This is a genomic window from Mycolicibacter arupensis (assembly GCF_002086515.1).
GTDB lineage: Bacteria > Actinomycetota > Actinomycetes > Mycobacteriales > Mycobacteriaceae > Mycobacterium > Mycobacterium arupense.
In genome coordinates, this window is the sequence record NZ_MVHH01000020.1 from 21125 (window position 1) to 47273 (window position 26149).

Annotated in this window: 19 protein-coding genes and 1 tRNA gene; 10 read left to right on the plus strand and 10 right to left on the minus strand. The window is 68.0% G+C overall.

Features of this window, described 5'->3' with window-relative positions; all coding sequences use genetic code 11:
- Together BST15_RS11425 and BST15_RS11430 are read left to right on the plus strand one after the other, a co-directional pair.
- Positions 1-900 carry a potassium-transporting ATPase subunit C gene (locus tag BST15_RS11425; protein WP_046190611.1) on the plus strand — a complete coding sequence of 300 codons (900 nt, stop codon included), beginning with the start codon at positions 1-3 and terminating at the stop codon, positions 898-900.
- Positions 860-3436: a sensor histidine kinase gene (locus tag BST15_RS11430; protein ID WP_083070955.1), complete on the plus strand. Its 2577-nt coding sequence runs from the start codon at positions 860-862 to the stop codon at positions 3434-3436. Before BST15_RS11425 ends, BST15_RS11430 begins: the two co-directional genes overlap by 41 nt.
- Before the next feature lie 11 nt (positions 3437-3447).
- On the opposite strand, the gene BST15_RS11435 is transcribed toward BST15_RS11430, so the two are convergent.
- The 7 genes from BST15_RS11435 to BST15_RS11465 form a co-directional block, all read right to left on the minus strand.
- Positions 3448-3900 carry a DUF1942 domain-containing protein gene (locus BST15_RS11435; protein ID WP_276037798.1) on the minus strand — a complete coding sequence of 151 codons (453 nt, stop codon included), beginning with the start codon at positions 3898-3900 and terminating at the stop codon, positions 3448-3450.
- A 64-nt stretch (positions 3901-3964) separates the two neighbouring features.
- Positions 3965-4648, minus strand: a complete 684-nt coding sequence (locus tag BST15_RS11440) for a response regulator (protein ID WP_046190609.1) — start codon at positions 4646-4648, stop codon at positions 3965-3967.
- The gene (locus tag BST15_RS11445) at positions 4648-7155 is read right to left on the minus strand and encodes a sensor histidine kinase (protein ID WP_046190608.1); all 2508 of its coding nucleotides are present in this window, start codon (positions 7153-7155) and stop codon (positions 4648-4650) included. The genes BST15_RS11440 and BST15_RS11445 overlap by 1 nt, the downstream gene beginning before the upstream one ends.
- Positions 7156-7183: 28 nt before the next feature.
- A complete protein-coding gene (locus BST15_RS11450; RefSeq protein WP_046190607.1) occupies positions 7184-8359 on the minus strand; it encodes a PPE family protein in 1176 nt (391 codons plus the stop codon).
- A 43-nt stretch (positions 8360-8402) separates the two neighbouring features.
- Positions 8403-9221, minus strand: a complete 819-nt coding sequence (locus BST15_RS23060) for a PE family protein (protein WP_046686328.1) — start codon at positions 9219-9221, stop codon at positions 8403-8405.
- A 162-nt stretch (positions 9222-9383) separates the two neighbouring features.
- Positions 9384-10625: a PPE family protein gene (locus BST15_RS11460; protein WP_046189004.1), complete on the minus strand. Its 1242-nt coding sequence runs from the start codon at positions 10623-10625 to the stop codon at positions 9384-9386.
- A gap of 32 nt (positions 10626-10657) precedes the next feature.
- A complete protein-coding gene (locus BST15_RS11465; protein WP_046189003.1) occupies positions 10658-11884 on the minus strand; it encodes a PPE family protein in 1227 nt (408 codons plus the stop codon).
- Positions 11885-12439: 555 nt separating this feature from the next.
- Between BST15_RS11465 and BST15_RS11470 the strand changes: the two genes are divergently transcribed.
- From BST15_RS11470 to BST15_RS21330, 3 genes are all read left to right on the plus strand, one after another.
- The gene (locus tag BST15_RS11470; RefSeq protein WP_046189002.1) at positions 12440-12745 is read left to right on the plus strand and encodes a DUF732 domain-containing protein; all 306 of its coding nucleotides are present in this window, start codon (positions 12440-12442) and stop codon (positions 12743-12745) included.
- A 63-nt stretch (positions 12746-12808) separates the two neighbouring features.
- Positions 12809-12882 (plus strand) — tRNA-Leu (locus tag BST15_RS11475).
- Positions 12883-13042: 160 nt separating this feature from the next.
- Positions 13043-14236 carry a ScoMcrA-related endonuclease gene (locus BST15_RS21330; protein ID WP_052751323.1) on the plus strand — a complete coding sequence of 398 codons (1194 nt, stop codon included), beginning with the start codon at positions 13043-13045 and terminating at the stop codon, positions 14234-14236.
- A gap of 167 nt (positions 14237-14403) precedes the next feature.
- On the opposite strand, the gene BST15_RS11485 is transcribed toward BST15_RS21330, so the two are convergent.
- Positions 14404-14703: a hypothetical protein gene (locus tag BST15_RS11485; protein WP_046189001.1), complete on the minus strand. Its 300-nt coding sequence runs from the start codon at positions 14701-14703 to the stop codon at positions 14404-14406.
- A gap of 561 nt (positions 14704-15264) precedes the next feature.
- Between BST15_RS11485 and BST15_RS11495 the strand changes: the two genes are divergently transcribed.
- Positions 15265-16731, plus strand: coding sequence for an ATP-dependent nuclease (locus BST15_RS11495; protein WP_083070960.1), 1467 nt, complete (start codon positions 15265-15267; stop codon positions 16729-16731).
- A 322-nt stretch (positions 16732-17053) separates the two neighbouring features.
- Here the strand turns inward: BST15_RS11495 and BST15_RS11500 are convergent, their stop codons facing one another.
- A complete protein-coding gene (locus tag BST15_RS11500; RefSeq protein ID WP_046189000.1) occupies positions 17054-17419 on the minus strand; it encodes a hypothetical protein in 366 nt (121 codons plus the stop codon).
- Positions 17420-17943: 524 nt separating this feature from the next.
- Between BST15_RS11500 and BST15_RS11505 the strand changes: the two genes are divergently transcribed.
- The 4 genes from BST15_RS11505 to BST15_RS11520 are packed head-to-tail and all read left to right on the plus strand — an operon-like array spanning position 17944 to position 25922.
- Entirely contained in the window at positions 17944-21279 is a 3336-nt protein-coding gene (locus BST15_RS11505; RefSeq protein ID WP_046188999.1) for a transglutaminase family protein, read from the plus strand.
- Positions 21279-23924 (plus strand): circularly permuted type 2 ATP-grasp protein, encoded by a 2646-nt coding sequence (locus BST15_RS11510; protein WP_046188998.1) that lies wholly within the window; start codon positions 21279-21281, stop codon positions 23922-23924. Before BST15_RS11505 ends, BST15_RS11510 begins: the two co-directional genes overlap by 1 nt.
- On the plus strand, positions 23921-24844 hold the full coding sequence (locus BST15_RS11515; protein ID WP_046188997.1) for a transglutaminase family protein: 924 nt from the start codon (positions 23921-23923) through the stop codon (positions 24842-24844). The genes BST15_RS11510 and BST15_RS11515 overlap by 4 nt, the downstream gene beginning before the upstream one ends.
- On the plus strand, positions 24837-25922 hold the full coding sequence (locus BST15_RS11520) for a zinc-binding metallopeptidase family protein (RefSeq protein ID WP_046188996.1): 1086 nt from the start codon (positions 24837-24839) through the stop codon (positions 25920-25922). The genes BST15_RS11515 and BST15_RS11520 overlap by 8 nt, the downstream gene beginning before the upstream one ends.
- Here BST15_RS11520 and BST15_RS22095 read toward each other — a convergent pair.
- Positions 25919-26056 (minus strand): hypothetical protein, encoded by a 138-nt coding sequence (locus tag BST15_RS22095; protein ID WP_157861713.1) that lies wholly within the window; start codon positions 26054-26056, stop codon positions 25919-25921. The two genes, BST15_RS11520 and BST15_RS22095, sit on opposite strands and share 4 nt — an antisense overlap.
- Positions 26057-26149 lie beyond the last annotated feature (93 nt).

Here is a 26149-nt window from a genome sequence, read left to right on the forward strand (position 1 = left end):
ATGCGCGCCTCGGGTGTGATCCGGCGGTACGGGGCCGCACTGCGTGCGCTGCTGGTCTTGACCGCCGTCCTCGGGATCGGTTACCCCCTGGTGATCTGGCTGGTGGCGCAGCTGCCGGGACTGCACGCTCGTGCGGAGGGTTCGCTGGTCGCCGACGCCGCCGGCCGGCCGGTCGCCAGCGCCCTGATCGGGCAGGCGTTCACCGACACCGAGGGTCTGCCGCTGCCCCAGTACCTGCAGAGCAGGCCGTCGGTTGCCGGTCGCGGCTACGACGCCTTGGCCAGCGGGGCAAGCAATCTGGGGCCCGAGAATGTTGTCGATCAGCCCACTGCGCCGAGCCTGCTCACCCAGATCTGCACCCGCAGCGTGGCGGTGGCCGTCGCGGAGGGATTGGGTCCCGGGGCCGGAGCCCGACCGTTCTGCACCGCCGAGGGCAGGGGAGCGGTGTTGGCCGTGTACGGCTCGCGAGACCGAGGCGGCGTCATCGCCCATCCGGTCCGGGTGGTCAGCGTCAACGAACCGTGCGGGCTCGGCGCGACGTTCATCACCAGCTACCGCGGGGTGCCGGTGGAATGCGCCCGGCCCGGCGAGAGCTACGCGGCCGGTCAGATCGTGCCGATCCGCGGGAGCGCCGCGGCGCACCCGCGGGTTCCGGCCGACGCCGTCACCGCCAGCGGCAGCGGGCTGGACCCCGACATCTCGCCGGCCTATGCCGATCTGCAGGCCGACCGGATCGCCCGAGCCCGCGGACTCAGTGTCGATCAGGTCCGAGCGGTGATCCGGAACCACCAGAGCGGCCGGCTGTTCGGGTTCCTCGGTGAACCCCGGGTCAATGTCGTGGCGGTCAACCTGGAACTGGATGACCGACACCCTGTTGCCGGGTGCTGCAGCGGGGGATGATCTTTCGGTGAACTCCGGTGACGCGCCGAGCCGACGTGGAGAACTGCGCATCTATCTGGGCGCGGCCCCGGGCGTGGGAAAGACCTACGCCATGCTCGGCGAGGCTCATCGCCGCATGGAGCGGGGCACCGACGTGGTGGCGGCCGTGGTCGAGACGCACGGCAGGAAGAAGACGGCGGAACTGCTTGCCGGCATCGAGATCCTTCCGCCGCGCTGGATCGACTACCGCGGCAAGAGCTTTCCCGAACTCGACGTCGCCGCCGTGCTGGCCCGGCGGCCCCAGGTGGTGCTGGTCGACGAGCTGGCCCATACCAACACACCTGGCAGCGCGAATCCCAAGCGCTGGCAGGACGTGGAGCAGTTGCTGGCGGCGGGTATCACGGTGATCTCCACGCTCAACGTCCAGCACCTGGACAGCCTCAACGACGTCGTCGCGCAGATCACCGGGGTCGAACAGCAGGAGACGGTGCCGGATTCGTTCGTCCGGCAGGCCTCGCAGATCGAGTTGGTCGACATCGATCCCGAGGCGCTTCGCCGCCGGCTGGCGCACGGCAACGTCTATGCGCCCGAGAAGGTCGACGCGGCCCTGTCGAACTATTTCCGCAGTGGAAACCTCACCGCGCTGCGGGAACTGGCGCTGCTGTGGGTGGCCGATCAGGTGGACGCGGCACTGGCCAAATACCGGGCGGACAAGAAGATCACCGCCACCTGGGAGGCCCGCGAGCGCGTGGTGGTGGCCGTCACCGGCGGACCCGAATCGGAGACCCTGGTCCGGCGTGCTTCGCGGATCGCGTCGAAATCCAGCGCCGAGTTGCTGACGCTGCACGTGTTGCGCGGCGACGGGCTCGCGCAGCTGCCCACCGCGCGGATCGGAAAGATCCGCGAGCTGGCGACCAGTCTCGGCGGTTCGCTGCACGTCGTCGTCGGCGACGATGTTCCTTCGGCGCTGCTGGATTTCGCGCGGGAGGTCAACGCCACCCAGCTGGTGATCGGGACGTCGCGGCGGTCGCGCTGGGCGCGCCTGGTCGACGAGGGCATCGGAGCCAGGGTGGTGCGGCTGTCGGGCACGATCGATGTGCACATCGTGACGCACGAGGAGTCCCGGCAGGGTTTTCGGCGCTCGGCGATCGCACCTCGGCAACGCCTGGTGCTGCGCTGGCTTGCGGCGCTGCTGGTGCCCTCGGTGGTCTGCTTGGTCACGGCGCTGTGGATGGATCCGTTTCTGCACACAGGCGGTGAGAGTGCGCTGTTCTTCGTCAGCGTGCTGGTCGTGGCCCTTCTTGGCGGTGTCGCCCCTGCCGTGTTGTCGGCAGTGGTGTCCGGGCTGCTGCTCAACTACTTCCTGACCGACCCACGACACAGTTTCACCATCGCCGAGACCGATTCGGCGATCACGGAGATCGTGCTGCTGCTGGTGGCGGTGGCGGTCGCGGTGTTGGTGGATCGCGCCGCCGAACGGTCTCGGGAGGCCGGCCGCGCATCGCAGGAGGCCGAATTGCTGGCGTTGTTCGCCGGCTCGGTGCTGCGGGGAGCCGACCTTGCGACGCTGCTGGAGCGGGTCCGGGAGACCTATGCGCTGCGGTCGGTGAGCATCCTGCGCGAACGTCCGGACGGGGCGGGCCCGACGCTGGTCGCTTCGGCCGGCCTGGACCCCTGCACCACCGTCGAATCGGCGGACACCGCCATCGATGTCGGTGACGATGAGTTCTGGATGCTGGCCGCCGGCCGGCAGTTGGCCGGGCGTGACCGTCGGGTGCTGTCCGCCGTGGCCAAGCAGGCGGCTGGACTGGTCCGCCAGGGCGAGCTGACCACCGAGGCGAACCGGGCCGAGGCCGTCATGCGCGCCGACGAGCTGCGCCGCTCACTGTTGTCCGCGGTCAGCCATGACCTGCGCACTCCGCTGGCGGCCGCGAAGGCGGCGGTGTCGAGCCTGCGTGCCGAAGATGTGGGCTTCTCGCCGCAGGACACCGCCGAGCTGCTGGCCACCGTCGAGGAGTCGGTCGATCAACTGACCGCCCTGGTGGGCAACCTGCTCGACTCGTCCCGGTTGGCAGCCGGTGCGGTGCAGCCCGAGCTGCGCCGGGTGTACCTGGAAGAGGCGGTGGAGCGGGCCCTGGTCAGTATCGGCCGCGGGGAGACCGGTTTTCGCCGCTCGGGCATCGACCGGGTCAACGTCGAGGTGGGTGACGCGGTGGTCCTGGCCGATGCCGGGCTGTTGGACCGGGTGTTGGCCAACCTGCTGGACAACGCATTGCGCTACGCGCCGGACAGCCCCGTTCGGGTCAGCGCGTGCCGGGCCGCCGACCGGGTCCTGATCGACGTCGCCGATCAGGGCCGCGGCCTGCCGCCAGGAGGCGAGCGCCTGTTCGAGCCCTTCCAGCGGGTCGGCGATCAGGACAACACCACGGGCATGGGCTTGGGTCTGTCGGTGGCGCGCGGTTTCGTCGAGGCGATGGGCGGCACTATCCGGGCCACCGAGACTCCCGGCGGCGGACTCACCATGGTGGTGGACCTGGCCGCGCCACCACCGACGTGACTACCCGGCGGTCAGTGTTTCCAGACGATTTGGTCGGTTCCGCCGGCGTCGCGGTAGACGACACTGTCCGGCGCGGTGCCACCGCGGACATCGAAGTACAGCCGTCCGCTGGCTTCGCTTCCCGCGGCGATCGGTCCGTTGGGCAGCCCGTCGACCTCGTTGCCCTTCATCACCGCGAACGTGGAACTGTTCACGGCACGAGCGTTGAAGTCGGCGATATTCGGTGTGGGCGAGCCGCTTACCGCCTTGGCCGTCACATCCGAGTACCAGATGCCGTCGTTGTGCCCGCTGGGCTGCAGGTTCTCGACGGTGTAGTCGATCGTCCCGCCATGGCCCGCAATCTCTTGCGTCTGGCCGAATCCGACCACCTCGGGGTCCGCAGCAGCGGGTGCCACTGCGAGCAGTCCGGCCGTTGCGAGGCCGGCGGTTATGGCCGCAGTCTTCTTGGTGACCTGGGAGAACATCACGGCAACTCCTTCCGTTAGGTCGAAAGGCATAACCGCGCGGGAGGAATTCGAAACGTCGAGATCACACTTCGAAGCGGTAGCCCATGCCCGCCTCGGTCAGAAGGTGTTTGGGGTTGGACGGATCGTCTTCGAGCTTGCGCCGCAATTGGGCCAGGTAGACCCGCAGATACTGGGTCTCCTTGGCATAGGCCGGACCCCACACCTGGGTGAGCAGCTCGTCACGGCCCACCAGTTTGCCCCGGTTACGCGCCAGCATCTCCAACATGCCCCATTCGGTGGGCGTCAGATGCACCTCGCGGCCGCCCTTGGTGACCTTCTTGGCGGCCAGATCGACGGTGAAAGAGGCTGTCTCCACGATGGGTTGGTCGATCTCGGCGGTCGCGGCGTTGCGGCGCGCAGCGGCCCGCAGCCGCGCCAGGAACTCATCCATGCCGAACGGTTTGGTGACGTAGTCATCGGCGCCGGCGTCGAGCGCCTCCACTTTGTCTGCGGAGTCGGTGCGCGCGGACAACACGATCACCGGCGCGGTGAGCCACCCGCGTAGTCCGGCCAACACCTCGATACCGGAGATGTCGGGCAGGCCCAGGTCCAGGATCACCACGTCGGGGCGTTGTTCGGCCGCGGCGCGCAACGCCCCGGCGCCGGTGGACGCGGTGACCACCTCATACCCGCGCACCGACAGATTGATCTTCAGCGCGCGCAGGATCTGCGGCTCGTCGTCGACCACCAGGACCCGCGTGCTCATCAGTTCTCTCCTGCCGGTGCGGCCAGATCGACCACCATGGTCAACCCCCCGCCCGGTGTCTGTGTCGCCGAGATGGTGCCACCCATCGCCTCGGCGAACCCTCGTGCCACCGAAAGCCCCAGTCCGACACCGCTGGTGTTGTCGCGGTCGCCGAGGCGCTGGAACGGGTCGAACACGTGCACCTCGCCGCCCGGGGGCAGGCCGCGGCCCTCGTCGGCCACGTTGATCATCACCCGTTCGCCCACTCGGCCCGCCGTCACCCGCACCACGCTGTCGGATGCGTAGCGCAACGCGTTGTCGATCACGTTGGCCAGCACACGTTCCAGCAGGCCCGCGTCGGCCATCGCCACCGCCGGGCCGACTTCCACCTTCACCCGGTCCACGCCCCCGCTACCGAAGGTGTTGCTGCGCTTGCCGATACCGATCAGCGCCCGCTGCACCACCTCCTCGAGGTACACCTTGGACAGTGCCGGACGCACCACGCCTGCGGCCAGGCGGGAGGAATCGAGCAGGTTGCCCACCAGGGCGGTCAGCTGATCGACCGATTCCTCTACGGTGGCCAGCAGTTCGGCGGTGTCGCCGGGGGAGAAGTCGACGTCGTCGGCACGCAGGCTCGACACCGCGGCCTTGGCCGCTGCCAGTGGGGTTCGCAGGTCGTGGCTGACCGCCGAGAGCAGGGAACGGCGCAGCTCGTCGGTGCGCATCACCGCGTCGGCCCGGTCTGCCTCGGCGGCCAGTTCCTCCTGGCGGACCAACCCGGTCGCTTGGCGTGCCACCACCGACAGCACCCGGCGATCGCGGGAGGCCAACTGCCGGCCTGCCATCAGCATCCAGAACTCGTCGTCGCCCACGTCGATCGAGGTGTCGGCCAGATCCACCGAGGTGCACGGATCCTCCCCGACGGAGGCGACCACGTGCGGCGTCGCAGTGCTGTGCGGCACACGGACCAGGCTGACCGCCCGTTGGGCGTAGGTCTCGCGCACCCGCTCGAGCAGGGTGTCCAGATCCGCGCCGCGCAGCACCGACCCGGCGAACAGTGTCATCAACTCGGCCTCGCGGGAGGCGCGGCCGGCTTCCCGGGTGCGTTTGGCGGCGCCGTCGACCAGCGCGGCCACTGCCACCGCCAGCAGCAGCAGCACGATCTCGGTCACCGCGATGTCATGCTCGGCGATGGCGAAGTCGCGTCGCGGGGCCAGCACGAAGTAGTTCAACAGCACCCCGGACAGCACCGCGGACAGCACGGCCGGCGCGATGCCGCCGAGTAGGGCCACCACCAGCACCCCGACGAAGAACAGTGCGCTCTGACCCGCGTCGAAGTAGCGGTTCAGCCAACCCACCATGATCGCGCACATGGCGCAGGGCACGGCGACGGCCGCAAGCCAGGACACTGCCCGCCGCTCGCGCGGTGAGATCGACAGTGCCCGGCGGGTGGGTTTGGCGTCGCTGGAGGTGACGATGTGCACGTCGATGTCGCCGGATTGCTGCACCACTGCGGCGCCCACACCTTCGTCGAGGATGCGCGCCCAGCGGGAACGTCGCGAACTGCCGATCACCAGCTGGGTGGCGTTGACGTCGCGGGCGAAGTCCAGCAGCGCGGTGGGCACGTCGTCGCCGATCACGGTGTGCAGCGAGGCGCCCAGGCTGATCGACAGTTGGCGGATCTTGCCGACGCGGGGGGCCGGCGCTCGGGAGGTTCCGTCGTCGCCGAGGACGTGCAGTACCAGCAGGTCGCCACCGGCTTTGGAGGCGATCCGGGAGGCCCGCCGGACCAGGGCTTCCGATTCCGGACCGCCGGTGACCGCGGCGACGATGCGCTCGCGGGCCTCCCAGGTTCCGGTGATCTTCTTGTCGGCGCGGTAACGGGTCAGCGTCGCGTCGACGTGTCCGGCCAGCCACAACAACGCCAATTCGCGCAGTGCGGTGAGCGTTTCGCTGCGGAAGTAGTTGGCCAGCGCGGCATCGACTGTTTCCGGCGGGTAGATGTGGCCGTGGGACAGCCTGCGGCGCAGGGCTTCTGGATCGATGTCGATCAGCTCGATCTGAGCCGCCTGGCGTACGACCGCGTCCGGCACGGTGTCGTGCTGGGTGGTTCCGATGATCTTGGCGACCACGTCGCTGAGGCTCTCCAGCTGCTGCACGTTGACGGTGGAGATCACGGTGATCCCGGCGGCCAGCAATTCTTCGATGTCCTGCCAGCGGTGGGTATTACCGCTGGCGGAGGGGTTGGTGGCGGCGAGGTCGTCGATCAAGGCCACTTCGGGGCGGCGGGCCACCACGGCGGCGACATCCAGGGGATCGCCGGGGCCGCCGAGGGTTTCTATTCCTGCGAGCAGCTCGGCGGTCTGGCTGCGGCCGTGGGTGTCGACGGCGGCGGCCACCACGTCGGTGCCGCGACCGGCGCAGCGGTGGGCCTCGCTGAGCATGGCACAGGTTTTGCCGACCCCGGGTGCGGCTCCGAGGTAGATGCGGAGCTCTCCACGCTGGCCGTGCTGAGTCACGACACTCACCCGACCATCATCCCGGCTGGCGGCGAGATCAGCCAGCGACCACAGGCCGCACCATCACCGTGGGCTTGACCCCGTAGCGCGGGTTGCTCAGACCGGAACCGCCGCGGGCCGCCGCAGCCGCTGCCGGCACCCCGGCGCCGACGGTGTTGACCGGGGCGCCACTGTCGTCGGCCTCGGTCCAGCCGTGGCTGACCAGCGTGGCGGCGTTGTCGGGAATCGAACTGGCGGTGTTGGGGACGGCGGCCGGCCAACTGGACGGCACCGTGAGCCCACCGACGGGCGCCGCTGTCCCGGCGCTCGCCAGCACGGCGGAGCCACCCGCGACTGCGGACACCGGCTCCGCCGAGTCCACCAGCATCGGCGCCACTTCCGCGGCTTCGGCCGCGGGGCCGTGGGCGATGGCGCTGGCGATACCGGCGAACATGTGCCAGGTGCCGACGTTGCTCAACGCGGCGCTGTAGGTCTGCACGCCGTTCCAGATGCCGATGTTCTGGGTGGAGTTGATGAGGTTGGACAGGAAGTCGGCGATGCCGCCCTGGGCCGGTTGGGAGGCCAGCGCCGGGGACGCCAGGGTCTGCATGGCCGAGGGAAGCCCAGAGACCAACTCCGACAGGCCGTTCTGCGCGCCGCTGGCCGAGGCCTGGGCCACCGCGGCCCCCTGGCCGGCGATCCCGGCGGGGTTGGTGCTGGGGGCGAGCGGTTTCAGCGGTTGCAGTGTCCCCGCCAGCGACGACGCCGCCGCGTAGCCGTACATCGCCAGGGCGTCCTGGGCCCACATCTCGGCGTAGACGGCCTCGACGGCCGCGATCGCCGCGGTGTTCAAGCCCAGGAAGTTCGTGGCGACCAGGGTCTGGAACTCGGCACGGTTGGCGGCCACCACCGCTGGGGGCACAGTCATGGCGAACGCCGCCTCATAGGCGGCCGCCGACGCCGACGCCTGTGCGGCGGCGTGCTCGGCGGCCGCGGCCGTGCTGTTGAGCCACGCGATGTAGGGCGCGGCGGCCGCGGCCATCGCGGTCGCGGCCGGTCCCCGCCACTCCTGACCGATCAGTGTCGAGATCACCGATTCGTAGGAGGCCGCCGTCGTGGCCAGTTCGGCGCCCAACGCGTTCCATGTCGTGGCCGCGGCGGTCATCGGTGCGGCACCGGCACCTGAGTACATCCGCGCGGAGTTGATCTCCGGGGGCAGCGCTGCGTAGTCCATCGTGGAAGTCCGTTTCCTGTGGTGGGTTCCGGCCGGTTCGTCGCTAGACGAGCGGTTTGCGCGGCATCACGACCGGCTTGACGCCGTAGCGCGGACGGCCGAATCCGGGACCGCGGTCCGAGGAGCCCGCGGCGGGAATCCCGGCCGGCACCGTGGTGGCACCGCGGGGGGCGGCCTCGGTCGATTCCGCCGCGGCCAGGGAGCGTGCCTCGGCTTCCGGTTCGGCTTCACCGGCCCAGTTCGGGCGCGCCGCCGTCTTGCCGGCCTCGTTGCCCTGCCCGGCGGATGCAGCAGCCGCCGTTGGGGCGCCCGCGGCGGCGGGCGCGTCCTGGGAGACCAAGTTGCCCACGTTGGCGCCCTGGGTGTGGTGGATGACGCCGGACGGGTTGGTGATGAAGCCGGTGCCCAAGGAGGTGAAGGCCGAGGTCGACGAGGCGAGGTTCGCGGCGTTCATCGCGGCCAAAATGGCGGAGTTGCTGACGACTCCGCCCAGACCGTACGTCGGGTCGGCGAGGCCCGATCCCACGCCGGCCAGACCGGTGGCGGTGCCGATCCCCGACGTCATCGTGGCCGCCGCCGAATTGGCGGTCTCGGTCTCCCCGTAGGAGCCGGCGCTGGCGCGCAGGACGTTGACGAACATCTCCTGCATCACCGCTGCTTGGGCGCTGATCTGCTGATACAGCGCGCCGTAGGCAGAGAACTGGGTGGCTTGCAGCAGCGACACCTCGTCGGCCGCCGCGGGGGCCAGCGCGGTGGTCGATCCGGCGGCCGCGACGTTCTGGGCGTTCAACGCCGCGTCCAGGGTCTGCAGGTTGCCGGCCGCCGCGGCAAGGGCCTCGGGGTGGGTGGTCACGAACGACATGACATCTCCTTGGCGGGTCCACGCCGCTTCCCGAGCGGGAATCAGCAACGTTCCACTCTGTCGTTCCAAAACCTACTGTGAGATGTCGTTAACGAGTTCTTTACGCCCCGATCCGCATTATTGACGCTTTGCTTTCAGGCCGTGGCCCGGTGGGGTGTTTGCTTACCCGGCGACCACCGGCCGTGCCATCACGGTCGGCTTGAAGCCGTAGCGCGGTGTGCTCAGCCCGAAGCCTCCCCGGTCGGCGCCCAGCGGCATGCCGCCGGGCATGGCCATCATCGAACCGCCCTCTTCCGGGGCGGCCGCCCAGCTGCTGGCCTGCAGTGCGCCGGCCACCTCGACATCAGCGGCGGGCAGGGCCGCGGCCCAGGTCCCCGGCGCGGACAGTTCACCCACCAGGGTGGCCTGACCCACACCGGCCGTCACCGTCGGCGCGCTCGCGGCGAATGCTGATGCGCCACCTAAGGCGCCCAGGCTGCTCAGCGGACCGCCGGGCGCCAACAGGGCGCCGATGCCCGCACCGGCCGCACCACCGCCGAGGGCGTTGAAACCGCCGCCGGAGAAGAAGGTGGTCATCGTCGGGATCAGGCTCGCCGGGGTGAACGCCACCGAGGTTCCGGTGAAGCTCATCGCGCCGTTGAGGGGATAGGTGAACAGCGACACCACACCGTTGATCGAGGCGTTGCGGCCGATGGCTTCCAGCAACCCGGCCAGGGTAGGCGGAGGCAGGCCCGCGTCGGCGGGTCCCGGCGAGGTCAGCGTCTGCAGGGCGTTGGGCAGTGACGAGATCGCCTGTGCCGCCTGGGCGTTGTTGTTGGCGGTAGTGTTGCCGGTGGCCTGGGTGACCGCCGCCGCCTGGTTGGCCGTGCCGTCCGGATTCGTGGTCTGCGTGGGCTCACTGAACGGAGTCACCGCCGTGGCCACCGCCGAGGACGCCGCGTAGCTGTACATGACGTCGGTGGCCTGGGCCCACATCTGGAAGTACTGGGCGTCGCTGGCCATGATGGCCGCCGAGTTCTGTCCCACCACGTTGGTGGCCACCAACTGCTTCTGCTGGGCGCGATTGGCGGCGATCAGGGCCGGGGGTGGGGTGGCGGCGTGGGCCGCCTCGAACGCGGCCGCCGCGGCGGTGGCCTGGCTGGCCGCCTCCTCGGCCTTGGTCGCCGTGTCGGCCATCCAGGCCAGGTAGGGCTTGGTGGCGGCGGTCATCGACGCCGACGCCGGGCCCATCCAGGCCTCGTCGACGAGCTGGGTGATCGTCGTTTCACACGACGTCAGGGCCGACGAGATCTCGGCGGCCAGTCCGCGCCAGGCGGAGGCCACCGTCATCAACGGTGTCGAGCCCGGACCGGTGTACAGACGCCCGGAATTGATCTCCGGGGGCAGCACTGCGTAGTCGATCATCGTTGCTCCTTGTTGACTGTGATGCCCATGGCTCAGACCACCATCGGTTTCGGCATGAATTTGGGCCGGAATCCGTAGCGCGGCGTCCCGTAGTTCATGCCGGGCCGGCCCATGCCGGCGGGCACCGGCGGGGGCACGGAGGCCATGTTGTTGTGGGTCTCGGAGGGGACGGCCCACCCGCCGGGGCCGCTGGTGAGGGCCGATGCGCCGGGGGTGGCTGCCGCCCAGGTACCCGGTGCCGAGAAGGACGTCCCCACCAGCGAGGCCTTGCCCATGGTGGCGGTGACCGCCGGGGTGACCGCACTGACGCCGAAGGCGCTGCTGATCCCGCCGCCCAGGGCGCCCAATGCGCCCAGTGCGCCGCCGGGGCTCAACACCGCACCCAGGCCGCCGCCGAGGGCGCTGCCGCTGGCGGCGCTGAACCCGCCGCCGGTCACGTTGCCGATCAGGCTGGGCAGCAGTGCGGAGGGAATGAAGGCCGCGCCGGTGCCCGCGGTGTTGAACAGGTTGTACAGCGGAGTGCCGACCATGAACGCGTAGCCGTTCACCGGGTCGTTGTAGAGGAACTCGATGATCTGCTCGAGCCAGTCGGTGGATGCCGCCGGAGCCGCCATGCTCTGCAGCGCGTTGGGCATGGTGGAGATCATCTGCGCCGCCTGAGCGGTGCTGTTGGCCGTGCTCGAGCCGCCCGCCTGGGTGACCGCCGCGTCCTGGCCCACTTGGCCGGCCGGGTTGGTGTTCTGGGCTGGTGTGTCGAACGGGGTGACCTGTGATGCGGCGGCCGAGCCGCTGGCGTAGCCGTACATGGCGGCGGCGTCTTGGGCCCACATCTGCGCGTACTGGGCGTCGAGGGCCGCGATGGCCGGGGTGTTGATGCCCAAGATGTTGGTGGCGACCAGCGCCGACTGCTGCACCCGGTTGGCAGTGACCGCCGCCGGGGGCACGGTGGCCCCGCGTGCCGTCTCGAACGCTGCGGCCGCGAAGGTGGCCAGGGCCGCGGCCTGCTCGGCCAGGCCTGCGGTGCTGTTCATCCAGGCGATGTAGGGCGCGGCCGCGGCGGCCATCGAGGCCGATGCCGGGCCGAGCCATTGTTCGCCGGACAGTTCGGAGATCACCGTCTCGTAGGAGTGCGCGGCGGCCGCCAGCTCAGCGGCCAGTGCGCGCCAGGCTGCGGCGGCGGTCATCATCGGTGTCGATCCCGGTCCGCTGTAGATGCGGCCGGAGTTGATCTCGGGGGGCAGGGCTCCGTAATCCCACATGATCGGCGCCTAACCCGCCGCTGCCGCGGTCGGCGTCAGCGCAGGTGGCGCGGTGGTGACTAGATACATGGCTTTTCTCTCCTCACGGAAGCCTGGTGAGCGGTCGACTTCCGCCACTCACAGTCGCGCAACACGGTGCGATTGTGAAAGCTGGTTAACGGCTTCTTAACAAAGCTGTCAGAACTCGTTACATACATCTGCGGAGCGGTCCTGGGCGCTGCGCCGGGCCCCGCGCATTGCGGCGTCGGGAGCGGTTCGTCGGGGCCGGGGTGAACCCGCACGTTGGAGGCATAACTCGTGGTCAACGCCGTGTTTCGTACTTGCGGCCAAGGCGCCCTGGTCGCCATGCGCCGCGGCGCGCAACGGGTGCGGGGCGGCCGTCCCAGGGGACCCGCGAAATATGTTGATAGACAATGTTGTTGCCCTGCCGATGCCCGGTGTGGCCCCTGTTTGCGACATACGGTGAACCACGAGTAACGCGGATTTAACCAGTGGATTTGGGGGAGTAAACGCTCCGTAACACGCCATTAACGACGGTTGCGCACACTACGAGACATGAAGAGCGTTCTGCTGTTGGCGGGAGTGGCCGCCGTGGTCGGCCTGGCGGCGCCGGCGTACGCAGAGCCGTTAGGCACCGACGCCGCCTTCCTCACCCAGCTGACTGGTGCCGGATTGAGCCACAAAGGCTCGGACGAGGTCGCGATCTCGGCCGGCCACTCGGTGTGCCAGCTCATGGACGCCGGCCTGAGCCCCATGGACACCGTGGTCGCGGTGCAGACCACCAATCCCGGCTTCACGCTGCAGCGCGCCGCCGAGTTCGCCCGGATCGCCGCGCAGAACTACTGCCCCGAGTACGCCTGAGCGCAGCCCCCAGCGGAGTGCCGGTGGGGCACGCGCGCCCGCATCACGTTAGATTCGCCGCGAGCCCCCATAGCCCAATTGGCAGAGGCAGCGGACTTAAAATCCGCACAGTGTCGGTTCGAGTCCGACTGGGGGCACGGAGAAAGTGCAGGTAGAGGCGGTTTCGCCTCGAATAGATAGACGATTGCCCACTAAATACCGGTGAAATACCGGCGGCCTGGCGAGGGGAGAGTCCCGTAGCTAACTCGGAGTAGGCGGAGGTCCCTCCTGTCGGATGGGACCGATACCGTGTCGGGCATGGTCGCGAGCGAGATCCGTGAGAGCAGCGTCTTGGCAGCCATCGCCGAGTGCGACCGCCTTGGTCAAGAGGAGTTCCTCCGGCGCTACAACTTCGGTAAGGCTTCGAAGTTCCGCCTCGTTCATCAGGGCAAGTTCTATGATTCCAAGGCGATCGCCGGAGTTGCTCATGGATTTGCTACGAACGACTTTTGGACGACGGCTCGCCCCTTTGGCGGCGTCGGGCCAGGCGGCGCAGTTCCGATCCTCGAAGACCTCGGATTCTTAGTCGATCGAACCAGGCTACTTTTTGAACTCACAAAGCTGAAGGTCGATCAAACTCACGGGAAACCGGCGCCATATCAGTACGTGGTTCTCCTGTGGGCGATCGCTCATGCCTACGAAGGTGCACGGCGGCTGAGTCCTCTCGGTGACGTGCGCCGAGATCTGTCCCAGTTGTTGGCCCCCTTCGCGATCGCGCGTACGGCACCTGATCCGGCCATACCCTGGGCTGCGCTCGGCAACTCGGCATGGTGGGAGCATGACAACCGCGGGGCACTCGGCGGGCTGTCGCAGCTCGCATTCTGGACGGTTGCTCAGGACGAAGCTTTCCGCGCTGCAGCAATCGACGTAATTGTCCGGATCGTCGGCGATAGCGAGGAGATGAAGGGGCTCCTCGTACAGCTAGGGCTCGCGGCCCAGCAGGGAGAAGGTCAGTTTGAAACTGATGCACCCAAGGCGCCGATTCTTGGCGACACGCCCGAGGTATCGGATGCTGTCGCCGCACAAGAAGAGTTATCGAATCCGCGTAGGAAGTTCGGTAGATCTCTAAGCGCCGCTGAGAACAAAGCGATTGAACAGCGGGCAGTGGCCGTTGTTCGCGAGCACCTAGAAACCGAACTCGGTTTTCTCACGGAGGACGTAGGCGCAACCGAGTCCTATGACGTGAAGGCAACACGTGGGGAAGACGTGGTGAAAGTGGAGGTGAAAGGAACGACGACCTCCGGCGCAGCAGTCGTGCTCACGCGCAATGAGGTCAAACTTCATCTCGCGGAGTATCCGAGAAATGCCCTCGCAATAGTCCGCAAGATCATCTTGATGCGGGACGGGGACGAGCCTGTGGCCGCCGGTGGGGAGTTGGCTCTGACCATGCCCTGGGAGATCGACACGAGCTTGTTGAGCCCTATTGCGTACGAGTACCGAACAGGCATGTAACCACGGACTCAGGCCGGGGCGGGCGTCTGAAGGGACGGAGTCGTGGCTCGCGGCGTGAGCCCGCCCCGGCTGAGGTCTAGGCACGGCCGTACCGCAGCCCTGCACAGCCGCTGCACGGTTGCCCGGGTCGGCGCGGGGGTCGGGCCGGTCGACAGCGCGGCATCGGGCTACCGGACGCGGTAGCCGGGGTGGCCGGGTGCGTCGTAGTCGCGGGCGCTTGGCCGGCCACGGCGGGGTGTGGTGCCCCGGTACTTGCCGCCGTCTTCGGGGAGTGCGCGCTCCCGCCCGCGCGGGACCAGCCTCGGCCCGAAGCTGAATTCAGTCGGGCCGTCGTCGGTCTGGTCCCGGTTGAGCGCGATCGGGTCTTGCTCGTTGGGGTGGGACAGCAGCGGCGGTGTTGCTCGCCGGGGCGGCTCGGCGAAGCTGCGGTTGCGCTCGTACTCCGGGAACTCGGGGTCCATGTTCATCGGACGTAGTCGAATGTCGGCGCGGTGTAGGTGGTGCTTGTGACGATCTGGCAGACGACTGCCGCGCCCCGGTGTCGGACGCCGACGCCATGGTCCGTGCAAAAAAGGCATCGACCAGGGGATATTGTCCACGACCGCCAGGGATGAGGCGCAGGCCGTGGTACGCGGGGTTCTCATGCTGGCGCACCGCGACCGGATTGTCGGAGCTATTGGGTCCGCTCGAAGCCACTACCGCGACATAGCCCTTCGGGATGAAGTACGAAGCAACGACGAATGCGCCGCCGTAGCTGCCGGTGACAGGCAAGCCCGCATACTCGGCGGGCGGCTTGGTGCCCTCGATGTGCTCGGCAGTCAAAAACGCCGGGGCGCTTGTACGGCGACTACATTCCCGAAGAGGAGGGTGGCGCGCTTAATACGTTGCCCGCACCACCGCCAGCGCCTAAGCCAGCCGGCGACAACTCACCGAACAATGAAGTTAAATTGTTCGGTTGATTTGTCCTTCCTGGTAGCGTGCACGACCGCAGCATCCGCATCAGGTTGTGCTGTGGAGAGGTGGGGCGGGTGAGTCACGATGACAACGTTCGCCGTCTGGCCGCTAAGTACAAGCCAGACAATAGGTATCCGAATTTTGGTCCCATCGTGCAGTCACTCGACGTTAGAGGTTTCCGGGGCGTCGCGGATCTTTCGCTGACGTTCGAATCGCCGATTACGGCCTTTTCGGGCATGAACGGCACAGGTAAGAGCACCATCGCGCAGCTCATGACTTGCGGATATCGGAAGGCTGTGAACGCCGCGTTATCGCGCTTCTATGTGAAGGATTTTTTCCCGGTCTCCGCGGCGGACCCTGAGCCATTCACGTCGGACGCACAAGTGATCTACACCTATTGCGTTGAGAAGGGCGCAGAGGCTCAGCGCGTCACAGTGAGTCGCCAGACGAAGGAGTGGTCCGGGTACAAGCGACAGCCTGAACGCTCTTGCTACTACATCGGCTTCACCCAGTTCATTCCGAAGGTCGAGCGCCGTGATCTTTCCTTTTATCGCGGCAGCGCACTCGAACTCGGGGAGACCCGTCCGCTTACTGCCGAAGCGGCCGGCAACGTGGCGACGATCCTGGCACTCCCGTACGACGACTTGAACTTTACTGAGGTGATACACAGCAGTAGACGCGCTGAGTTGGCTATGGCAACCAGAAGCGGGCGACGCTACTCAGAGAATCACATGGGCTTCGGCGAAGGTCGAGTGGTCTACATGGTGAACACCATGGAGTCCGCACCCGCGCAGAGTCTATTCGTGCTGGAAGAGCCGGAGACGTCCTTGCATGGCGATGCGCAGCGTCGGCTCGCGAGATACCTGGTCGAGGTTTCGTTCCGGCGCGGGCATCAAATCATAATTACGACGCACAGTGCCGCAATCCTGTCCGAGTTGGGGCGCGACTCCGTCGTGTATCTGCAAAGACGGCCGGGAGGAGAGATCAAGGCGGCGCCCGGCCTGAGCACGTATCAGATCGATTCCTACTTGCATGGTGCCGCGGATAAGAACAAGGCAGTCATATGTGTCGAAGATTCTTTCGCGCGCCACCTGGCGATTGAAATTATCCGGAGATGTGACAGCCACCTGTTGGCTGGATCAAAAGTGCTGCCCATCGGTTCGGCGCAGGACATCCCCGCAGCAGTCGATTTGTTGAGGTCAGCTGGCTTAAGGGCTGTGGGGCTTCGTGATGGTGACATGCCTCCGGCGGGGGAGTTCATTCACAACTTGCCGGGTGACGCACCTCCCGAGAAAGTTGTTTTCAACGATCCGAAGGTCCAAGCTCATTTCGCGGACGAACCATATTCAACGTCGGTACCTGAGGCTTTGAGTGGCGTAAACGACCATCACGAGTACCTTGGGGCAATCGCTACGAAACTGATGCTAGATGAGTCGTACGTGGCGACAGAAGCCTGCCGAGTTTACGCGGCAACTCAGGGCGAGGAGACCTTCAAGGCGCTCTTCGGGTTTATCAGGGCCCATCTTGATGACCGCAGGTGAAACTACCAGCGGTGTGGACCGTAGCTAACTCGAAAATACCGGTGCAATACCGGCGGCCAGAGGCCCACCGGGGCCCGCCCGCGTTCCGCCCAGGACCCGGCCTAGTTACGCCGAAAATGCGGATCTGCAGCAATTTTGCCCGCTGCGGCGAACTGTTTCCTGAGGTCGCGAGACGGCTCAAGAACCCGGAAGCCTTTACTTAAAATCCGCACAGTGGCGGTTCGAGTCCGACTGGGGGCACAGTGTTTGTGCTGGTCGGGGGCTTGTGTTCTGTGCTGCCGGTCTTCGGCCGCGGGCGACAACGGCGGAGCTGCGGCGCGACTCAGCGCTCGCCGGCCTCCGCGGCGAGCGCGTCCCGGACCGGGCCCAGCGCACGGTCGAAGCGCCGATCAGGATTCAGCTGGCCATACTCGGCGGCCCCGCCGGAACCGAACACGACGACGATCTCGATCTCCTCTTCGAGCTGGACCGCGACCGTCCTGCGGACCAGGATCAGGTCGCCGGTCGGGGATCCGGGACGCAGGAACCGGGTCGGTGGTCCCGGCAGCGCCGTCACGTCGGCCACGAACCGGCGGGCCGGGGCGGCCAGGTCGGCCAGGGCGGCATCGGCCGGCTTCTGGAACCACGGTGACGAGTCGTGCGAGAGCCAGCCCGGCACCTGCTCGTCGGGGAGCTCGTGGGCGGTCATCGAGCCTCCGGCGCGGTCGATCCCCCCCGGCTGGCGCGACGGCCGCGCACCCGAGCGATGTACCGGAGATGGCCTGGCGGGCCGGCCTCGGACTTGCCCGATCAACTGGGTGAGGTTCTCTCGTCTCGGCGCGCCGCGGGATCGCGCGCGTCACGGTGCGGCGGCGAATCCTAAGCCGGACTACCCGCGTCGTTCGGCGTTGTCGTTCGACGACCCTGGGGGATAACTGGTCTGCGGCCGCCAGTTTCGCTGCCCGAGGCGGCATCTCGGCCACGACAGTGGGTTGGAAGATCTGCGGACTGTCGTACGAGTTGTCTGTCCGTGACTGTGCCGCTTTGGGGCAGGAAGGTTTTCCTGTCCGGTGGGCTCGGGCCGGACCACCTCAGAAGTGAGGCGAAGTCGGCACACGTCGACCGCTGGTAATGCTGGTGTTACATCCGCAGGGCCGGTCGGTCGGCCGTACCGCGCGCAAGTGAGGCGACGCACACTGCGACCGCCGGGACAGTGTGGTGGGATTGGCCGCTATGGGGATCAAAGTTGCCCTGGAGCACCGCACCAGCTACAACTTCGACAGGCTTGTCGAGATCCATCCCCATGTCCTGAGGTTGCGTCCGGCGCCGCACTCGCGTACGCCGATCGAGGCGTACTCACTGCAGGTGGAACCGGCCGACCATTTCGTGAACTGGCAGCAGGACGCGTTCGGCAACTACCTGGCACGACTGGTGTTTCCGACCCGGACCCGCAGCCTGACGATCACCGTCGGTCTGATCGCCGACATGAAGGTGATCAACCCGTTCGACTTCTTCATCGAGGACTACGCCGAGGAATTCCCGTTCGAGTACCCGAAAGGCCTGGCCGAGGACCTCAAACCGTATCTGCGGCCCGTCGACGAGGGCGACGTGGAATCCGGTCCCGGTGACCTCGCCCAGGCGTGGGTGAAGAATTTCGGCGTCGCGCCGGGCACCCGCACCATCGACTTCCTCGTCGCGCTCAACTGCGCCGTCAACGCCGACGTCGGCTACTCCGTGCGCATGGAGCCGGGTGTGCAGACCCCCGACCACACGCTGCGCACCGGCATCGGGTCGTGCCGTGACTCGGCCTGGCTGCTGGTGTCGATCCTGCGCCAACTCGGCCTGGCGGCACGCTTCGTGTCGGGATACCTCGTGCAGTTGACATCCGATGTGGAAGCTCTCGATGGCCCATCGGGTCCGGCGGCCGACTTCACCGACCTGCACGCGTGGACCGAGGTGTACATCCCTGGTGCGGGCTGGATCGGGCTGGATTCGACCTCGGGACTGTTCGCCGGAGAGGGGCACATCCCGCTGTCGGCGACCCCGCACCCCGAGTCGGCGGCCCCGATCACCGGGGCGACCGAACCGTGCCTGGCGACAATGGAATTCAGCAACGTGGTGACCCGGATCCACGAGGATCCGCGCGTCACGCTGCCCTACACCGAGGCGAGCTGGGCCGCGATCAACGCGCTCGGCGCCCGCGTCGATGCGCGGATGGCCGCTGCGGATGTGCGGCTCACCGTCGGCGGGGAACCGACGTTCGTGTCCATCGACAACCAGGTCGACCCGGAATGGACCACCGCGGCCGACGGGCCGCACAAACGCCGGCGTGCCTCCGCGCTGGCGGCCCGGCTCAAGAAGGTGTGGGCGCCCCACGGCCTGGTGCAGCACAGCCAGGGTAAGTGGTATCCCGGAGAGCCGTTGCCGCGCTGGCAGATCGGGTTGCACTGGCGCACCGACGGACAGCCGCTGTGGAACGACGACACACTGCTGGCCGATCCGTGGCCGGAGCAACCGCAGGCCAGGGCGATCTCACCGGACGCCGGCAGCCGACTGCTGACCGCGATCGCCGACGGGTTAGGCCTGCCCGAGCACCAGGTACGCCCGGCCTACGAGGACGCGCTGGCCTGGCTGGCCGCCGCGGCACGCCAACCCGAGGGGCAGCCGGTGCCCGCCGGCGAGGACCTCGACGCCGACAGCCCCGACGTGCGCGCCACACTGCTGGCCAAACTCGATCAATCGGTCGCGGAACCGACCGCATTCGTGCTGCCGCTGCACCGCCGCGACGACGGGCAGGGCTGGGCGAGCGCGGACTGGAAGCTGCGGCGCGGACGCATCGTGCTGCTGGAAGGCGATTCGCCTGCCGGACTTCGCTTGCCACTGACCTCGATCAGCTGGAAGCCGCCCAAACCGTCGTTTGAGGCCGACCCGCTGCACCGCCGTGCGGCCCTCGCCGCAAGCGGACCGGCCGGCAACGGCGGCGCGGCTGCGGTCGTCACGTCTGATGATGACGACGACGAGTGGGTGCCGACCACCGCGCTGGTGGCCGAGATCCGCGACGGCCTGCTGTATGTGTTCCTGCCGCCCACCGACGAACTCGAGTATTTCGTCGACCTGATCGGCCGGATCGAGGGGGCCGCAGCCGCCATCGACTCTCCCGTGGTGATCGAGGGATACGGCCCGCCCGCCGACCCGAGGCTGACCTCCATGTCGATCACCCCGGACCCCGGCGTGATCGAGGTCAACGTCGCGCCCACCGCGGGCTTTGCCGAGCAGCGCGCGCAGCTGGAGACGCTGTACGAACAGGCGCGGCTCGCGCGCCTGTCGACCGAGGCGTTCGACGTCGACGGCACCCACGGCGGCACCGGAGGCGGGAACCACATCACCCTCGGCGGCACCACACCCGCGGATTCGCCGTTGCTGCGCCGGCCCGACCTGATGGTGTCGCTGCTGACGTACTGGCAGCGCCACCCGTCGCTGTCCTACCTGTTCTCCGGCCGCTTCATCGGCACCACCTCGCAGGCGCCGCGGGTCGACGAGGGACGCCCGGAAGCGCTGTACGAGCTGGAAATCGCGTTCGCTGAGATCGACCGGCTGTCGAAGGCCGACGCCTCCCCGTGGGTCGTGGACCGGGCACTGCGCCACCTCCTTACCGACATCACCGGAAACACCCACCGCGCCGAGTTCTGCATCGACAAGCTCTACAGCCCCGACAGTGCGCGCGGCCGGCTCGGCCTGCTCGAGCTGCGCGGCTTCGAGATGCCGCCGCACCCGCAGATGGCGATGGTGCAGTCGCTGCTCGTTCGCTCACTGGTGGCCTGGTTTTGGGACGAACCACTGCGTGCCCCGCTGATCCGCCACGGCGCCAACCTGCACGGCCGATACCTGTTGCCGCACTTCCTCATCCACGACATCGCCGAAGTTGCCGCCGATCTGCGCGCGCATGGCATCGAGTTCGACACCAGCTGGCTGGATCCCTTCACCGAGTTCCGGTTCCCGCGGATCGGCACCGCGGTGTTCGGCGGGGTGGAGATCGAGCTGCGCGGCGCGATCGAACCGTGGAATGTGCTCGGTGAGGAGTCGACGGCCGGCGGCACCGCCCGCTACGTCGACTCCTCCGTGGAGCGCCTGCAGGTCCGGCTCATCGGTGCCGACCGCGACCGGTTCATCGTGACCGTCAACGACCACCCCGTCCCGATGCTGGCCACCGACAACCCCGACGTCCAGGTCGGGGGAGTGCGCTACCGGGCCTGGCAGCCTCCCAGCGCGCTGCACCCGTCGATCACCGTCGACGGGCCGCTGCGGTTCGAGATGGTGGACGCCGCCAGCGGGGTGTCGCGCGGCGGATGCACCTACCACGTGTCCCATCCCGGGGGTCGTTCCTATGACACGCCGCCGGTCAATGCGGTCGAGGCCGAGTCCCGTCGTGCCCGGCGGTTCGAGGCCACCGGCTTCACGCCCGGCATTGTGGACCTCGCGGCGCTCAAGGAGAAGCAGGCCCGCCAATCGACGGACGTGGGCGCACCGGGCATCTTGGATTTGCGACGAGTGCGTACCGTTCTGCAGTAATGGCCTTCCCCGCAATCCCTCCGAGCCCGCACCACGGTGCCGGAACCACCGATGTTGAAAACCCGCTGACGCCGTATGCCAGCATGCGCGCGCAGCGGGCGTTGTTCGACGTGCAACCGCAGGCCTCCGACGGCTACGACGAGTTGGTCGACGCGGCCGGTGACGTGCGCCCGGCGTGGCAGGAACTCGCCGACTGCGTGCGCGACCGCGGCCGCGGCGGGCTCGACCGGCTCCGCGAGGTGGTGCGCGGGCTTGTCGACAACGACGGCATCACCTACGTGCGCACTGGTCCGGACGGTGAGGAAACCGTCGCGGTGCCCTGGCAGCTCGACGCGCTGCCGCTGGTGGTCTCGGCCTCGGACTGGGACCAGCTGGAAGCCGGACTGGTACAGCGTTCGCGGGTGCTCGACGCGGTGCTGACCGACGTGTACGGCGAGCGCCGCTGCATCACCGCAGGCGTGCTGCCGCCCGAGCTGGTGTTCGCCCACCCCGGGTACCTGCGGGCTGCCCGCGGCATCGAGGTGCCCGGTCGGCATCAGCTGTTCATGCACGGCTGCGACGTCAGCAGGACCGCGACGGGGGATTTCGTGGTCAACGCCGACTGGACCCAAGCGCCGTCCGGCGCCGGGTACGCCCTGGCCGACCGCAGGGTGGTCGCGCATGCGATCCCGGACCTCTATGAGCAGATCGGCCCGCGGCCCACTTCGCCGTGGGCGCAGGCGCTGCGACTGGCCCTCGTCGATGCCGCCCCTGAGTCCGCCGAGGAGCCCGTGATCGTCGTGCTCAGCCCCGGCATCCACTCCGAGACCGCGTTCGACCAGGCCTACCTGGCCAGCGTGCTGGGCCTGCCGCTGGTGGAGAGCGCCGACTTGGTGGTGCGCGACGGCAAGCTGTGGATGCGCTCGATGGGCACCCTCAAGCGGGTCGACGTCGTGCTGCGCCGGGTGGACGCCCACTACGCCGATCCGCTCGATCTGCGGGCGTCGTCGCGATTGGGCGTGGTCGGCCTGGTCGAGGTGCTTCGCCGCGGCGCGGTGACCGTCGTCAACACCCTGGGCAGCGGTGTGCTGGAAAGCCCGGGGCTGCTTCGCTTCCTCCCGGAACTGGCCGAGGTCCTGCTCGACGAGACGCCGCTGCTGCCGACCACGTCGCTGTACTGGGGCGGCATCGACGCCGAACGCTCGCATCTGTTGGCGAACCTGTCCTCTTTGCTGATCAAACCGGTCACCGGCGGCGACCCGATCACCGGGCCGACGCTGTCGGCGGCGCAGCGCGATGAGCTGGCGGCCCGCATCGCCGCGACACCGTGGCAGTGGGTCGGCCAAGAGCTCCCGCAGTTCTCCTCGGCGCCGGCGGACTATCTGCCCCGCGGCCTGTCGTCGTCGGCGGTCGGGCTCCGGCTGTTCACGGTGGCCCAGCGCGGCGGGTATGCCCCGATGATCGGCGGCCTGGGCTACCTGCTGGCGGAGGGGCCGGCTGCATACCAACTCGAAACCGTTGCCGCCAAAGATGTCTGGGTTCGCACTTCGAGCCGGGTCACCGCGGAGAAGGTCTCGAGCGAAGCGCCGGGGCTGCCGGCGCTTGCCAACGCCAGCCCCACCCAGGAGGTCAGCTCGCCACGCGTGCTGGCAGACCTGTTCTGGATCGGCCGCTATGCCGAACGCGCCGAGCAGACGGCGCGGCTGCTGACCGTGACCCGCGAGCGCTATCACGAATTCCGGTATCGCAGAACGATGGACGGCAGTGAATGCGTGCCGGTGCTGCTGACCGCACTCGGACAACTGACCGGGACCGACACCGGCGCCGGGTCCGACTATGCCGAGATGGTGGCCACCGCGCCGACCACACTGTGGGCGCTGACCGCCGACCGGCACCGACCCGGTTCGCTCGCCCAGTCGGTGGAGCGGCTGGGGCTGGCTGCGCGCGCGGTGCGTGATCAGATGTCCAACGACACCTGGATGGTGCTGTCCGCAGCCGAGCGGGCACTGTTAAACGCCCCTGACACACCGCCGGATTCGCGGGCCGAAGGGGACACGTTCCTTGCCTCGACCAACACGCTGACCATGGCATGCATGCTGGCCCTGTCGGGAGTGGTCTCGGAGTCGGTGGTCCGCGACGTCGGCTGGACCATGATGGACATCGGCAAGCGCATCGAGCGCGGCCTGGCGCTGACGGCGCTGCTGCGCTCCACGCTGAGCACCGTCCGCACCCCGGGGGCCGAGCAGACCATCACCGAATCCACGTTGGTGGCATGCGAATCACTGGTCATATACCGGCGGCGCAACCCCGGCAAGATCAGCATCGCCGGGGTCGCCGAGCTGGTGCTGTTCGACGTGGAGAACCCGCGCTCACTGGTCTACCAACTCGAACTGATCCGCGCGCACCTCAAGGCGCTACCGGGGTCGACGGGGTCGTCGCGCCCCGAACGGATGGTCGACGAGATCGCCGCCCGACTGCGCCGCATCGAGCCAGCCGAACTCGAAGAAGTCACCGCCGACGGCCGACGCGAAGAACTCGCCGAGCTGATGTCGGCCATCCACCGCGATCTGCGTGAGTTGTCGTCGGTGATCACCACGATCCACCTGTCCCTGCCGGGCGACATGCAGCCGTTGTGGGGACCCGATGAGCGGCGGGTGATGCCGTGACCGCGTTCCCCGACGGCCCCACCGACTCCGCGGACAGCCGCAGCTATGAGATCACCCACCGCACCGAGTACCGGTACTCCGATGTCGTCACCAGCTCCTACGGCCGTGGGTTCCTGACCCCGCGCGACTCCGCACGGCAACGCTGCCTGTTCCACGAGCTGACCATCGAACCCGAGCCCGAGGACAGCTCCACCAGCCGGGACGGCTACGGCAACATCAGTTCGTACTTCCACGTCATCGAAAAGCACCACAGGCTGGTCGTCACCAGCCGCTCCGTCGTTGAGGTCGACCCACCGGCGCCGACCCTGTACCGGGGGCCGTCGGCGCAAGCACCGTGGGAGAACGCGCGTCCCGTCGGCGCGCTGGCCACCGAGTTCACCCTCGACCTTCAGCCGCCCGAGATCACCGACGAGGTACGTGACTACGCCGCGCCGAGTTTTGTCGCCGGAAGGCCGCTGATCGAGGTGCTGCGCGACCTGACGTCCCGGATCTTCACCGACTTCACCTACCGGTCCGGGTCGACGACGGTATCCACCCAAGTGAGCGAGGTTCTGGCGGCCCGGGAGGGGGTATGTCAAGACTTCGCGCGGCTGGCGATCGCCTGCCTGCGCGCCAACGGTCTGGCCGCCAGCTACGTCTCCGGGTACTTGGCGACCGACCCACCTCCGGGGAAGGAACGCATGGTGGGTGTGGACGCGACGCACGCCTGGGCGTCGGTGTGGACGCCGCAGAACGTGTGGTTGGGCCTGGACCCGACCAACAACCAAATGGTCGATGAACGTTACGTGACGGTCGGGTTCGGTCGTGACTATGCCGATGTGCCGCCGCTGCGCGGCATCATCTACACGGATTCCGAGAGTAGCGTGATCGATGTGTCGGTCGACGTCGCCCCGTATACCGGGGGAATCCTCCGTGCGTGACTTCATCTGCCCCAATTGCGGGCAACGGCTGTCGTTCGAGAACTCGTTGTGTCTGAATTGCAAGAGTGCGCTGGGCTTTTCGCTCGACGACATGGCGCTGCTGGTGATTGCGCCCGCCGAGGAGAGCGAACACGCGGGCGCGGTCGACGAGGGCCAGTTCCAACTGTGCGCGAATCTGCATCTGGCCGAATGTAATTGGCTGGTCGAGAAGGGTCCGATCCCCAAGCTGTGTGTGTCGTGTGCATTGACCCGGACCCGCCCGAGCGACGCCGAACCCGTCGCGCTGGCGGCGTTCGCCGCTGCAGAGCGGGCCAAGCGCAGGCTGATCGCCGAACTGCATGAGCTCAAGCTGCCGATTGTCGGCCGCGACGTCGACCCGCAGTTCGGCCTGGCCTTCGATCTGTTGTCCAGCCAGTACGAGAAGGTGTTCACCGGCCACGAGGACGGCGTGATCACCCTGGATCTGGCCGAGGGCGACGATGTACACCGCGAGCAGTTGCGAATCTCGATGGACGAGCCGTACCGGACCCTGCTTGGGCACTTCCGCCACGAGATCGGTCACTACTACCAATACCGGCTGATCGGGACCTCGCAGGACTATCTGCAGCGCTACCACGAACTGTTCGGCGACCCCGAGGCCGACTACCAGGCCGCGCTCGACAGGCACTACAGCGAAGGGGCGCCCCCGGGCTGGGAAAACGACTACGTCTCGTCGTACGCCACCATGCACCCCGCCGAGGACTGGGCCGAGACGTTCGCGCACTACCTGCACATCCGCGACACCCTCGACACCGCGGCCGCGTTCGGCTTCGCGCCGGCCACCGCGACCTACGAGCGCAAGGTGCTGGGCCCCAGCAGTTTCGACACGATGATCGACCAGTGGCTGCCGCTGTCCTGGGCGCTGAACCAGCTGAACCGGTCGATGGGCAAGGACGACATCTACCCGTTCGTGCTTCCGCCACCGGTGCTGGAGAAGATGCGGTTCATCCACACGGTGATCGACGAGATCACCTCGAACCCGGCGAAGCGGGCCGAGGTCGGCGCACCGGTCGACGAGCAGAACCAGCAGCGCAGCTAGGCAGGGCCCTCAGCGCCGTTGGGACCGCCGTTCGTCCCAGCTAGGCCATTGGGGCTGCCATAGATCGGAATGCCCCATTGGCGGGTGTGCCAGTAGCTGCCGTCCGGGTAGTGCTCGCCATTGCAAAAACCCATCCATATGGGTGATCCCATCGACCCGCCGGCGCAGTCGCCGGTCGAGGGGTTGGGGATGTGCGCTCGGCGCTCGCGATCGCTGTGCCCAAGGCC

Excerpts from the sequence above, each read along its gene's own strand:
- BST15_RS11425 (WP_046190611.1), top strand. The coding sequence starts at position 1 with ATGCGCGCCTCGGGTGTGATCCGGCGGTACGGGGCCGCACTGCGTGCG.
- BST15_RS11430 (WP_083070955.1), top strand. The coding sequence starts at position 860 with ATGACCGACACCCTGTTGCCGGGTGCTGCAGCGGGGGATGATCTTTCG.
- BST15_RS11435 (WP_276037798.1), bottom strand. The coding sequence starts at position 3,900 with ATGTTCTCCCAGGTCACCAAGAAGACTGCGGCCATAACCGCCGGCCTC.
- BST15_RS11440 (WP_046190609.1), bottom strand. The coding sequence starts at position 4,648 with ATGAGCACGCGGGTCCTGGTGGTCGACGACGAGCCGCAGATCCTGCGC.
- BST15_RS11450 (WP_046190607.1), bottom strand. The coding sequence starts at position 8,359 with ATGGACTACGCAGCGCTGCCCCCGGAGATCAACTCCGCGCGGATGTAC.
- BST15_RS23060 (WP_046686328.1), bottom strand. The coding sequence starts at position 9,221 with ATGTCGTTCGTGACCACCCACCCCGAGGCCCTTGCCGCGGCGGCCGGC.
- BST15_RS11460 (WP_046189004.1), bottom strand. The coding sequence starts at position 10,625 with ATGATCGACTACGCAGTGCTGCCCCCGGAGATCAATTCCGGGCGTCTG.
- BST15_RS11465 (WP_046189003.1), bottom strand. The coding sequence starts at position 11,884 with ATGTGGGATTACGGAGCCCTGCCCCCCGAGATCAACTCCGGCCGCATC.
- BST15_RS11470 (WP_046189002.1), top strand. The coding sequence starts at position 12,440 with ATGAAGAGCGTTCTGCTGTTGGCGGGAGTGGCCGCCGTGGTCGGCCTG.
- BST15_RS21330 (WP_052751323.1), top strand. The coding sequence starts at position 13,043 with ATGGTCGCGAGCGAGATCCGTGAGAGCAGCGTCTTGGCAGCCATCGCC.
- BST15_RS11485 (WP_046189001.1), bottom strand. The coding sequence starts at position 14,703 with ATGAACATGGACCCCGAGTTCCCGGAGTACGAGCGCAACCGCAGCTTC.
- BST15_RS11500 (WP_046189000.1), bottom strand. The coding sequence starts at position 17,419 with ATGACCGCCCACGAGCTCCCCGACGAGCAGGTGCCGGGCTGGCTCTCG.
- BST15_RS11505 (WP_046188999.1), top strand. The coding sequence starts at position 17,944 with ATGGGGATCAAAGTTGCCCTGGAGCACCGCACCAGCTACAACTTCGAC.
- BST15_RS11510 (WP_046188998.1), top strand. The coding sequence starts at position 21,279 with ATGGCCTTCCCCGCAATCCCTCCGAGCCCGCACCACGGTGCCGGAACC.
- BST15_RS22095 (WP_157861713.1), bottom strand. The coding sequence starts at position 26,056 with ATGGGTTTTTGCAATGGCGAGCACTACCCGGACGGCAGCTACTGGCAC.